Genomic DNA, 11,944 nt, shown 5'->3' with positions numbered 1-11,944 from the left:
GGACATCAAATATCAATAACGATAGTGTGCCGGCTTATATGGGCCGTCTTTCGGCACGCTGATGTAGCTGGCCTGCTCGTCGGACAGCTCGGTCAGGCGGGCGCCGATGCGCTCCAGGTGCAGGCGCGCCACCTTCTCGTCCAGATGCTTGGGCAGCACGTACACCTTGTTCTCGTACTTGTGCTCGTTGGCGAAGATTTCGATCTGTGCCAGCACCTGGTTGGTGAAGGAGTTGGACATTACGAAGCTCGGGTGGCCTGTGGCGCAGCCGAGGTTCACCAGGCGGCCTTCGGCCAGCAGGATGATGCGCTTGCCGTCCGGGAAGATGATGTGATCGACCTGCGGCTTGATGTTTTCCCACTGATACTGGCGCAGCGAGGCAACTTCGATTTCGCTGTCGAAGTGGCCGATGTTGCACACGATGGCGTTGTTGCGCATCTTCTTCATGTGCTCGTGATTGATCACGCCGACGTTGCCGGTGGTGGTCACGAAGATGTCGGCCTGATCGCAGATCTCGTCCATGCGGACCACGCGGTAGCCTTCCATCGCCGCCTGCAGTGCGCAGATCGGATCGATCTCGGTCACCCACACGGTGGCGCCCAGGCCACGCAGCGATTGCGCGCAGCCCTTGCCCACGTCACCGTAGCCCAGCACCACGGCAACCTTGCCGGCAATCATCACGTCGGTGGCGCGCTTGATGCCGTCCACCAGCGATTCGCGGCAGCCGTACAGGTTGTCGAACTTGGACTTGGTCACCGAGTCGTTGACGTTGAAGGCCGGGAACGGCAGCAGGCCGTCCTTTTCCAGCTGGTACAGGCGATGCACGCCGGTGGTGGTTTCCTCGGTCACGCCCTTGATGTGCTGCAGGCGCTTGGAGTACCACTGCGGGTCGATTTCCAGGTGACGCTTGATGGAAGCGAACAGCGCGGTTTCTTCCTCGTTGGTCGGATGGCCGATCACGCCGATGTCCTTCTCCGCCTTGCTGCCCAGCATCAGCAGCAGGGTGGCGTCGCCGCCGTCGTCGAGGATCATGTTGGCAGGCTGGTCTTCCGGCCATTCGAAGATCTTGTGGCTGAATTCCCAGTACTCGTCCAGGCTCTCGCCCTTGAACGCGAACACCGGAATGTTGGCCGCAGCAATGGCAGCGGCAGCGTGATCCTGGGTGGAGAAGATGTTGCACGACGCCCAGCGCACTTCGGCGCCCAGCGCGGTCAGGGTCTCGATCAGCACCGCGGTCTGCACCGTCATGTGCAGCGAACCGGCGATACGGGCACCGCGCAGCGGCTGGCTGTGCTGGTATTCCTTGCGCGTGGCCATCAGGCCCGGCATTTCGGTCTCGGCAATATTGAGTTCCTTGCGGCCCCAGTCTGCCAGATTGATGTCGGCAACGATGTAGTCGTTGAATGCAGCCATTCGTGTATTCCTTTGTCACGAAGGCCGGGAGGGATGGCTCACCCGCGCATCCCGTGCCCGGCACGGGTTATCCTGAAGCGGCCCGATCGGGGCCGTTCAATGAAAAGCAGGTGAGCGCCGTTTTGCGTTTCCGGGCCTGGGGCATGGCCTCGCAGCGCTCCCCGGAATCCCGCCATTATGGCAGAACTTGCTGCCGCAAGGTTGGCCGCAACGACAGCAACGCCGCCGCGACCGCCGCCCGGCGGCAAAGAAAAAGGCCTCTTGCGAGGCCCTTTGGCACAACAACAGGGGTAGCTTACAGGCCGGCAGCGGCGCGCAGCGCGGCCGCCTTGTCGGTACGCTCCCAGGTGAACTCCGGCTCTTCGCGGCCGAAGTGGCCGTAGGCGGCGGTCTTGGTGTAGATCGGACGCAACAGGTCCAGCATCTGCACGATGCCTTTCGGACGCAGGTCGAAGTGCTGTTTCACCAGCTCGACGATCTTCTCGTTCGGAATGGCGTTGGTGCCGAAGGTGTCCACCGAGATCGAGGTCGGCTCGGCCACGCCGATGGCGTAGGAAACCTGGATCTGGCACTGGCGCGCCAGACCGGCAGCCACCACGTTCTTGGCGACATAGCGGCCGGCGTAGGCGGCGGAGCGGTCAACCTTGGTCGGATCCTTGCCGGAGAAGGCGCCACCGCCGTGCGGTGCGGCACCGCCGTAGGTGTCGACGATGATCTTGCGGCCGGTCAGACCGCAGTCGCCCATCGGGCCGCCGATGACGAAACGGCCGGTCGGGTTGATCAGGAACTTGGTCTCGGCAGTAATCATGTCCGCCGGCAGCACCGGCTTGATGATGTCCTCGATCACGGCTTCGGTCAGCGTCTTGTGGTCGATTTCCGGCGCGTGCTGGGTGGACAGCACCACGGTGTCGATGCGCTTGGGCAGACCGGTTTCGCTGTCGTAGACGCAGGTGATCTGGCTCTTGGCATCCGGACGCAGCCACGGCAGACGGCCGTCCTTGCGCAGTTCCGCCTGACGCTGCACCAGACGGTGTGCGTAGTAGATCGGGAACGGCATCAGGGTCGGGGTTTCGTCGCAGGCGTAGCCGAACATCAGGCCCTGGTCGCCGGCGCCCTGGTCCAGATCGAGGCCCTCGCCTTCGTTGACGCCCTGGGCGATGTCCGGCGACTGCTTGTCGTAGCACACCATCACGGCGCAGCCGCGATGATCAAAGCCCAGCTCGGTATTGTCGTAACCGATGCGCTTGATGGTTTCGCGCGCGATCTTGATATAGTCGACGTTGGCGGTGGTGGTGATCTCGCCGGCCAGCACTACCAGGCCGGTATTGACCAGGGTCTCGGCCGCAACGCGGGCGTATTTGTCTTCACGCAGGATGGCGTCCAGAATGGCGTCGGAAATCTGGTCCGCGACCTTGTCCGGATGGCCTTCAGATACCGATTCAGATGTAAAAAGATATTCGCTCATTGTGTCCGTTCCCGAATAATGGCCTTTGAGTTAATGATAAAATAGCGCGTTTACTTTCCAGCAGACCACGATGACCCGAATCGCACGACTCATCCTGCAGACCCTGGCCGCGTTGCCGCTACCGGCACTGCACCGGCTGGGCGCCCTGCTGGGGAAAATCCTCTATTACCTATCGCCGCGTTTTCGCGAACGCATACGCGAAAACCTCAAAACCAGTCAAATCGCTGGAAGTTATCAGCTTTACGAATCGCTCGTCAAACTCTGTGCGGCAGAAACCGGCAAGGGCGCGCTGGAACTGGCCATCGCCTGGTGCCGCGAGCCGGACTACATCACCTCGCTGGTTACCGGCTGCGACGGCTGGGAGCATGTGGAAGCGGCGCTGGCCGAAGGCAAGGGGCTGATCTTCGTCACCCCGCACCTCGGCAGCTACGACATTGCCGGACGCTACATCTCGGCGCGGCTGCCGTTCCCGCTGACCGCGATGTACCGCCCGCCGAAGCTGGCCTGGCTGGAGCCGATCATGAACGAGGGCCGTGCCCGCGGCAAAGGCCGCACCGCACCGGCCACCGGCGCCGGCGTGCGCCAGCTGATGAAGGCGCTGAAATCCGGCGAGGCCACCATCATCCTGCCGGACCAGGTACCCGGCAGCGGCGAAGGCGCCTGGGCGCCATTCTTCGGCAAGCCGGCGTTCACCATGACACTGCTGGCACGGCTGGCGCAGATGAATGGTGTCGCCGTACTGTGGTTCACCGGCGAGCGCCTGCCTGACGGCGCCGGTTTCCACATCCACATCAGCCCCCAGGTCGGGACCTTCAGCGGCGAGCGCGAGGCCGACGCCGCGGTGGTCAACGCCAATGTCGAGCGGCTGATCCGGCGTTGGCCGCAGCAGTACCTGTGGAGCTACAACCGCTACAAGACGCCGTCCGGCGCGCCCTCCCCCGATCAAGCCTAACCACTGGAATACCGCATGAAATTCGCCCTGGCCCTGCTGTGGCTGATCCGTCTGCTGCCGCTGCCCGTCATCCACGCCCTGGCCTGGAGCCTGGGTCAACTGGCCTACCTGCTCGCCCGCGAGCGCCGTCGCGTCGGACTGATCAACCTGCGCCTGTGCTTTCCCGACATGGGGCCGACACAGCGCCGCCGGCTGATCCGGCAGCATTTCACTGAAATGATGAAACTGATGCTGGAGTACGGCATCGTGTGGTGGTCGTCGCCACAACGCCTGCGCCAGCTGGTGGAGGTGCGCGGTCTGGAACACATCACCCGGCTGCGCGAGGCGGGCGAGGACGTGGTGCTGTTCTACCCGCACTTCGTCGCCTTCGAGATCTGCGCATTGCGCCTGAACCTGGAAGTGCCGCTGGTCAGCGTCTATTCGCACCAGAAGAACAAGACGCTGGACGCGCAGTTCTACAAGGGCCGCAACCGCTTCGACAACGCCTACATCGTATCGCGACAGGAGAGCCTGCGCAGCATCATCAAGGCGATGCGCAAGGAGCACACCCCGTTCCTGTACCTGCCGGACCAGGACTTCGGCCCGCGCGACGCCATCTTCGTGAAGTTCTTCGCCACCGACGCCGCCACCATCACCGGCCTGTCGCGCATCGCCAGCATCGCCAAGGCCAAGGTAGTGCCGGCCATCGCCCGCCGCGAAGGCTCGCGCTTCGTGCTCGACATCCATCCGCCGCTGGACAACTTCCCCAGCGACAATCTGGAAGCCGATACCCGCCGCATGAACGCCTTCCTGGAGCAGCGCATCCTGGAGGCACCGGAACAGTATTTCTGGCTGCACAAGCGCTTCAAGACCCGGCCGCAGGGGCAGGCGCGCTTCTACTGAGTCGTTTCCCTGGCACAAGGGCAAGGATGGCTGCGGCCAACCTTGCCCTTTTTGTTTTCTGGAAAAGCAAGTCGGAGAGCACTCTGGCCGCACAGGGAGACGCGGGTTGTAACTGTACAGAAGTGAAGCCGCTCGGTAGCGGTCTGCGCATTGAGGTAGCCAAGGTTGGTCGCAGCATAGCGACAGCCCCTCCGCACTACCCTGCCCCGCTGCGATCGGGAGCAGCACCCTTCAATCTCCAGACATCCCGGCATCAGCGATCCGGAAGCGAGGCCCTCTGTGCCGGTAGACAAACAAAAACGCCACGATCAAATCGTGGCGTTTTTGTTGTGCTGCGCAGCGGCTCAGATACCGCGCTTTTTCCAGAAGTAGTGCCCGATGAAACCGGGGAACGCAAACACCAGGAACAGCGACAGGGTGGTGACATAAAACTGCCACTTCTGCACATGTACCGGGGAATAGCGGCCTTCCAGCAGCCGGGCCAGCACGCCCAGCAGCAGGTACAACGCCACCAGTTCCAGCAACTGCCAGCCGAAGTGCTTGTTGGCGACCCGCCATACGCCGGCAACACGCCGAGTCATGAATGGCAGGTTGGCCGCAACAAACGCGAGCAGTAACAGAACGATGACGCTGACTTCCATGCTGATTCCTTACAGGACGACGAGGGATTGTTTCATCGCTTCGACGCACATCGCGATCAAACGTTCCGGCATCGCACCCAATACCAGCAGCGCAACGGCATTGAGCGACAGCACCAGCTTCATGTCGCCAGGAATGGCGATCGGGCTGTTGTCCTGCACGTCGTCGAAGTACATGACCTTGACCGCACGCAGGTAGTAGAAGGCACCGATCAGCGACATCATCACCGCCACCACCGCCAGCCACAGCAGGTTGACGTTGACGATAGCCTGGATCACCGCAAACTTGGCGTAGAAGCCAGCCAGCGGCGGAATACCGGCCATCGAGAACAACGCCAGCAGCATCAGCAGCGCGTACCAGCTGTTGCGGCCGTTGAGACCCTTCAGGTCGTCCAGGGTTTCGCACTCGAAACCGGCACGCGACAGGCCCAGCAGGATGCCGAAACCGGCCAGCGAGGTTAGCACGTAAACGATTACGTAGAACAGTGCGGCGGAGTAGCCTTCGGCGTTGCCGGCGATCAGGCCCAGCAGCAGGAAACCCATGTGCGAAATGGTCGAGTAGGCCAGCATGCGCTTGAGGTTGGTCTGCGCAATGGCGGTCAGGTTACCGATGGCCATCGACAGCACCGCCAGGATCACCAGCATGCCCTGCCAGTCGGCCACCATTTCGCCCAGACCCTGTACCAGGATGCGGATCACGAACACGAAGGCCGCCAGCTTCGGTGCAGCACCGATCATCAGCGTCATCGCGGTGGACGAGCCCTGGTAAACGTCAGGCACCCACATGTGGAACGGTACCGCGCCCAGCTTGAACGCGAGACCGGCCACGATGAACACCAGGCCGAAGACCAGCAGCGTCTGGTTGGCGCTGCCCGAGGCGATAGCCTGGGCAACCTTGGCCAGTTCCAGCGAACCGGTGGCACCGTACACCATCGACACACCGTACAGCAGCAGGCCGGAAGCCAGCGCGCCGAGCACGAAGTACTTCATCGCGGCTTCGATGGCGCGACCGGACTCACGCTGCAGCGCGATCAGCGAGTACAGCGACAGCGACAGCAGTTCCAGGCCCATGTACAGGCTGACGAAGTTGCTGGCCGACACCATCAGGTTCATGCCCAGGAGCGCGAACAGGGTCAGGGTGAAGTATTCGCCCTTGAACAGGCCACGGTCCTTCACGTACTGGCGGGTGTAGATCAGCACCAGTGCCGTCACGCCGTACATTGCGACCTTGACGATGTCCGACAGCGGATCATCGACAAACATGCCACTGAGGGTAACGGTGGCGAACGGTTCGAAAGTGGAAACCTGGATCACGGCACAAACCAGCAGTGTCAGCAGCGACAGTGCGTAGGTGATGCCGCGCTTGGCGTCCGAGATAAACAGGTCAAGAATGAGGATTACCGACAGAGCCCCAAGCAGGAACATCTCTGGCAAAGCCGGCATCAGATTGAGATCAGCCCAATTCATTTCGTATTCCTTGTGGCCTCTTAGAGCTTGCTTTGCGCAACGTGCGCGATCAGTTCATTGACAGACAGGTGCATCTTTTCAACGAACAGCTGCGGGTACAGACCCATGCCCAGTACGGTCACGGCCAGGATCACCAGAATCAGGAATTCACGCTTGTTGACGTCCTTCATCTCTTCCACGTGGTGGTTGCCCACCTCACCGAAAATCACGCGCTTGTACATCCACAGGGTGTAGGCGGCACCGAAGATCAGGGTGGTGGCGGCCAGCGCGGCAACCAGGAAGTTCACCTGCACCGCACCCATGATGACCATGAATTCGCCGACGAAGCCGGAGGTGGCAGGCAGACCGGAGTTGGCCATGCCGAACAGCATCATGAAGGCAGCGAAGATCGGCATCTTGTTTGCGACACCGCCGTAGTCGGCGATGTTGCGGCTGTGCACGCGGTCATACATCACGCCGATGCAGAAGAACATCGCGGCGGATACGAAACCGTGCGACACCATCTGTACCAGTGCACCTTCCACCGCCCACGCATTCATCTGGCTGCCGGTGAACAGGAACATGCCCAGTGTCACGAAGCCCATGTGGGAAATGGAGGAGTAAGCCACCAGTTTCTTCATGTCGGTTTGCACCAGTGCCACCAGACCGATGTACACCACCGCTACCAGCGACAGGCCGATAATGATCGGGGACAGCTCGATCGAGGCATCCGGCACGATAGGCAGCGCGAATCGCAGGAAGCCGTAGGCACCGATCTTCAGCGTGATCGCCGCCAGCACCATGGAACCGCCGGTCGGCGCTTCCACGTGGGCATCCGGCAACCAGGTATGCACCGGCCACATCGGCACCTTCACCGCAAACGACAGGAAGAAGGCGATGAACAGCAGGATCTGCACCTGCAGCGGGATCTGCTTCAGTGCCTGGAAGGCCTGGATGTCAAAGCTCTTGCCGGCCTGGAAGTACAGGTAGATGAACGCTACCAGCATCAGCAGCGAACCCAGCAGCGTGTACAGGAAGAACTTGATCGACGCGTAAACGCGACGCGGACCGCCCCACACACCGATGATCAGGTACATCGGGATCAGCATGCCTTCGAAGAACACGTAGAACAGGATCGCGTCCAGCGCAGCAAAGGCACCGTTGATCAGGCCGGACATGATCAGGAACGCGGCCATGTACTGCGCGGTGCGCTTCTGGATCACTTCCCAGCCGGCCAGGATCACCATCAGCGTGGTGAAGCTGTTCAGCACGATGAACAGCATCGAGATGCCGTCCACCCCCAGGTGGTAGTTGATACCGAGGGATTCGATCCACGGCATGTTTTCGACAAACTGCATGCCGCCATGCAGGTTGTCGAACTGCGTAAACAACGGGAGCGATACCAGGAACCCCAGCACGGCACCAGCCAGCGCCAGCCAGCGCGCCAGCGGTGCGCGCTGGTCGCCACCGGTCGCCAGCACCAGCAGGCCGGCTACGATGGGGGTCCAGATCACCAGACTCAAAGGATTAGCAAACATATCGAGAACCTAATTTGTTATATCGATTCCGGTACCGATCCTTAACGGAGGATCAGCGGCTTGAACCAGTACGTCATCAGAACCAGCACCCCGATGATCATCACCGCAGCGTAGCTGTAGATGAAACCGGTTTGCAGCTTGCGGACCGCTCTGGATACCGAGCCGACCAGACGGGCACTGCCATTCACCAGCAAGCCGTCGATCAGCAGCATGTCACCGACTTTCCAGAAGAAAGTGCCCAGTGCGCGCGACCCTTTGGCAAACACGGCGAAGTACAGCTCGTCCATGTAGTACTTGTTCTCGAGTAGCGTGTGTACGCCGGAGAATTTCTGCTTGATGGCGGCCGGGATGTGCGGCGCCTTCATGTAGAAGAACCAGGCCAGTGCCACACCGGCTGCGGCCAACCAGAACGGCAGGGTCACGAAGGCGTGCAGGCCCATGGCCATCGCATCGTGGGCGTGGTGCATCGCTGCCTCCAGACCCGGATGAGCTTCCAGGTTGGTGTAGATCACGCCCTTGAAGAACTCGCCGCCGACCAGTGGATGGATCGCGAAGAAGCCGATCAGTACCGACGGAATCGCCAGCAGTGCCAGTGGCAGGGTAACTACCCACGGCGATTCGTGCGGCTTGTCGTTCGGACCCAGACCATGGTGGTGGTCATCGGACGGCTCTTCGTCGTCGTGGTCACCGTGATGCTCGTGGTGAGCGTGGTTTTCCATCCAGCGTTCCTTGCCGTGGAAGACCAGGAAGTACATGCGGAAGGAGTAGAACGCGGTCACGAACACACCGGCGATCACGGCAAAGTAGGCAAAACCGGAAGCCGCCAGGTTGCTGTTTTCCACGGCCAGGATGATGGAATCCTTGGAGTAGAAGCCGGAGAAGAACGGGGTACCGATCAGCGCCAGCGAGCCCAGCAACGAGGTGATCCAGGTGATCGGCATGTACTTGCGCAGACCGCCCATATTGCGCATGTCCTGGTCATGGTGCATGCCCATGATCACGGAACCGGCGCCAAGGAACAGCAGGGCCTTGAAGAAGGCGTGCGTCATCACGTGGAACATGGCCACCGAGTAGGCGGAAGCGCCCAGCGCCACGGTCATGTAACCCAGCTGCGACAGGGTGGAGTAAGCCACCACGCGCTTGATGTCGTTCTGCACCACGCCCAGGAAGCCCATGAACAGCGCGGTGATCGAACCGGCCACCATCACCACGTTCAGTGCGGTATCCGACATTTCGAACAGCGGGCTCATGCGCGATACCATGAAGATACCAGCGGTCACCATGGTCGCCGCGTGGATCAGTGCGGAGATCGGGGTCGGGCCTTCCATCGAGTCCGGCAGCCACACGTGCAGCGGGAACTGCGCCGATTTACCCATCGCGCCGATGAACAGCAGGATGCAGGTCACGGTCAGCAGCGACCATTCCACGCCAGGGATGATCTGGATGGTCTTGCTGGCCAGCGCAGGCGCGGCAGCGAACACGTCGCTGTAGTTCAGCGAACCGCCGAAGTAGGCCAGCACCAGGCCGATACCGAGCAGGAAACCGAAGTCACCCACGCGGTTGACCAGGAAGGCCTTCAGGTTGGCGAAGATCGCAGTCGGACGCTTGAACCAGAAGCCGATCAGCAGATAGGAGACCAGACCCACCGCTTCCCAGCCGAAGAACAGCTGGATGAAGTTGTTGGACATCACCAGCATCAGCATCGAGAAGGTAAACAGCGAGATGTAGCTGAAGAAGCGCTGGTAACCCGGGTCTTCGTGCATGTAGCCGATGGTGTAGATATGCACCATCAGCGACACGCTGGTCACCACCACCAGCATCATCGCAGTCAGCGAGTCAACGAGGAAACCGACGGAGAACTCGAAACCACCGACCGTCAGCCAAGTGTATACAGGGGCATTGAATACCTGGGTGCTGCCGTCAAGGAAGCCCTTCAGTACGCCAATCGAGAGAACCGCCGAAACTGCCACGCCAAGAATGGTAACAACGTGTGCAGCACGGCGACCAATCGCCCATCCAAACAGGCCTGCAATGACCGACCCCACCAGTGGTGAGAGCGCAATCAGCAGGTATAAGCTCTTCATATCCATGTTTGTCGTGCTTTTTAAAGTGGTATCCGGTTGCCTTAGCCTTTGAGGCTGCCCAAGTCTTCTACGTTGATGCTGTCCAGTTTACGGAACAGCACCACCAGAATCGCCAGACCAATCGCCGATTCTGCCGCCGCAACGGTAAGGATGAAGAAGACGAAGATCTGCCCAGCCGTATCAGACAGATAGTGCGAAAACGCGATGAAGTTGTAGTTCACCGCCAGCAACATCAGTTCGATGGCCATCAGCAGGATGATCAGGTTTTTCCGGTTCAGGAAAATACCCAGCACGCTGATGGCGAACAGGATGCCGGCCAGAACCAGGAAGTGTGTGAGTGAAAGCACGTGTCCTCCTAATCGGCCGTCAGGCCTGTTGCTCGTTAGTGTCAGAAGCAGTGTCCGCTTCAGGCTTTACCGCCTGAACCTGAACCACACGCACGCGGTCGTTACGACGCACACGCACCTGCTCCGCCGGATTGATGTATTTGCTGTCTGCACGCTTGCGCATGGTGATGCCGATGGCGGCAACCATCGCTACCAGCAGCACGACTGCCGCGGCCTCGAATGGCAGCAGGTAAACGGTATACAGCTGGCGACCCAGTTCGCGCACGTTGCTGGCATCGGCCGCAACCGCCGCACCGGCCTTGAAGCCGGCAAGGTTGGCCTCCGGGCTGGACAGGATCAGCACCATTTCGGCGACCATCACCAGCGCCACGGTACCGGCCAGCGGGAAGTTCTGCCAGAAGCCTTCGCGCAGCTTCTCGATGTTGATGTCCAGCATCATCACCACGAACAGGAACAGCACCATGACCGCACCGACATAAACCAGCACCAGTGCAATCGCGAGGAACTCCGCCTGCAGCAACAGCCAGTGACCGGAGGCGGTAAAGAACGCCAGCACCAGATACAAGGCCGCATGAACCGGGTTCTTGGCCGTAACCACGCGGAACGCGGCAACGATCAGGATCAACGACAGCACATAAAACACAACAGCTTGAAAGCTCATGTCTCCCCCTTAGCGATACTTGGCATCAGCAGCCTTGTTGGCCGCAATTTCAGCCTCGTACTTGTCACCCACCGCCAGCAGCATCGGCTTGGTGTAGTAGAGGTCGCCACGTTTTTCGCCGTGGTATTCAAAAATGTGCGTTTCCACAATGGCGTCGACCGGGCAGGCTTCTTCGCAGAAACCGCAGAAAATGCACTTGGTCAGGTCGATGTCGTAACGCGAGGTGCGGCGGGTGCCGTCGTCGCGCTGTTCCGACTCGATGGTGATGGCCATTGCCGGGCATACCGCCTCGCACAGCTTACAGGCGATGCAACGCTCTTCACCGTTGGCGTAACGGCGCTGGGCGTGCAAGCCACGGAAGCGTGGCGAAATCGGGGTCTTCTCTTCCGGGAACTGGACGGTGATCTTGCGGGCGAAGAAGTGACGACCGGTCACCATCAGGCCCTGCACCAGCTCCACCAGCAGGAAGGTTTTGAAAAAATTTCGGATCATTTCCATGCTATTTCATCCAATCCGTA

Annotated in this window: 11 protein-coding genes and 1 riboswitch; of the genes, 2 read left to right on the top strand and 9 right to left on the bottom strand. The window is 60.6% G+C overall.

Annotation, left to right across the window (positions count from 1 at the left end; all coding sequences use genetic code 11):
• Window positions 1-12: 12 nt before the first annotated feature.
• Window positions 13-1,413 (bottom strand): adenosylhomocysteinase, encoded by a 1,401-nt coding sequence (ahcY, locus tag PQU96_RS00690; protein ID WP_272770382.1) that lies wholly within the window; start codon window positions 1,411-1,413, stop codon window positions 13-15.
• Window positions 1,414-1,518: 105 nt separating this feature from the next.
• A riboswitch (S-adenosyl-L-homocysteine riboswitch) is annotated at window positions 1,519-1,582 on the bottom strand.
• Window positions 1,583-1,708: 126 nt separating this feature from the next.
• The gene (metK, locus tag PQU96_RS00685) at window positions 1,709-2,878 is read right to left on the bottom strand and encodes a methionine adenosyltransferase (RefSeq protein WP_272770381.1); all 1,170 of its coding nucleotides are present in this window, start codon (window positions 2,876-2,878) and stop codon (window positions 1,709-1,711) included.
• Window positions 2,879-2,948: 70 nt separating this feature from the next.
• Between metK and PQU96_RS00680 the strand changes: the two genes are divergently transcribed.
• Entirely contained in the window at window positions 2,949-3,830 is an 882-nt protein-coding gene (locus tag PQU96_RS00680; protein ID WP_272770380.1) for a lysophospholipid acyltransferase family protein, read from the top strand.
• Between the two features lie 15 nt (window positions 3,831-3,845).
• The gene (locus tag PQU96_RS00675) at window positions 3,846-4,712 is read left to right on the top strand and encodes a lipid A biosynthesis lauroyl acyltransferase (protein WP_272770379.1); all 867 of its coding nucleotides are present in this window, start codon (window positions 3,846-3,848) and stop codon (window positions 4,710-4,712) included.
• Between the two features lie 344 nt (window positions 4,713-5,056).
• Here PQU96_RS00675 and PQU96_RS00670 read toward each other — a convergent pair whose 3' ends face one another.
• The 7 genes from PQU96_RS00670 to nuoI are packed head-to-tail and all read right to left on the bottom strand — an operon-like array spanning window position 5,057 to window position 11,915.
• A complete protein-coding gene (locus tag PQU96_RS00670) occupies window positions 5,057-5,353 on the bottom strand; it encodes a DUF2818 family protein (protein ID WP_272770378.1) in 297 nt (98 codons plus the stop codon).
• Window positions 5,354-5,362: 9 nt separating this feature from the next.
• On the bottom strand, window positions 5,363-6,817 hold the full coding sequence (nuoN, locus tag PQU96_RS00665) for an NADH-quinone oxidoreductase subunit NuoN (RefSeq protein WP_272770377.1): 1,455 nt from the start codon (window positions 6,815-6,817) through the stop codon (window positions 5,363-5,365).
• A gap of 20 nt (window positions 6,818-6,837) precedes the next feature.
• A complete protein-coding gene (locus tag PQU96_RS00660; RefSeq protein WP_272766380.1) occupies window positions 6,838-8,334 on the bottom strand; it encodes an NADH-quinone oxidoreductase subunit M in 1,497 nt (498 codons plus the stop codon).
• 41 nt (window positions 8,335-8,375) lie between these two features.
• Window positions 8,376-10,424, bottom strand: coding sequence for an NADH-quinone oxidoreductase subunit L (gene nuoL / locus PQU96_RS00655; protein WP_272770376.1), 2,049 nt, complete (start codon window positions 10,422-10,424; stop codon window positions 8,376-8,378).
• A 35-nt stretch (window positions 10,425-10,459) separates the two neighbouring features.
• Window positions 10,460-10,765, bottom strand: coding sequence for an NADH-quinone oxidoreductase subunit NuoK (gene nuoK / locus PQU96_RS00650; RefSeq protein WP_047966932.1), 306 nt, complete (start codon window positions 10,763-10,765; stop codon window positions 10,460-10,462).
• Between the two features lie 19 nt (window positions 10,766-10,784).
• On the bottom strand, window positions 10,785-11,426 hold the full coding sequence (locus PQU96_RS00645; RefSeq protein WP_272770375.1) for an NADH-quinone oxidoreductase subunit J: 642 nt from the start codon (window positions 11,424-11,426) through the stop codon (window positions 10,785-10,787).
• Window positions 11,427-11,435: 9 nt separating this feature from the next.
• Window positions 11,436-11,915, bottom strand: a complete 480-nt coding sequence (gene nuoI / locus PQU96_RS00640; protein ID WP_197693963.1) for an NADH-quinone oxidoreductase subunit NuoI — start codon at window positions 11,913-11,915, stop codon at window positions 11,436-11,438.
• Window positions 11,916-11,944: the final 29 nt, after the last annotated feature.

The sequence above is a fragment of the Vogesella margarita genome (assembly GCF_028548475.1).
Taxonomy (GTDB): Bacteria; Pseudomonadota; Gammaproteobacteria; order Burkholderiales; family Chromobacteriaceae; genus Vogesella; species Vogesella margarita.
This window is presented reverse-complemented; position numbering and strand designations above follow the sequence as displayed.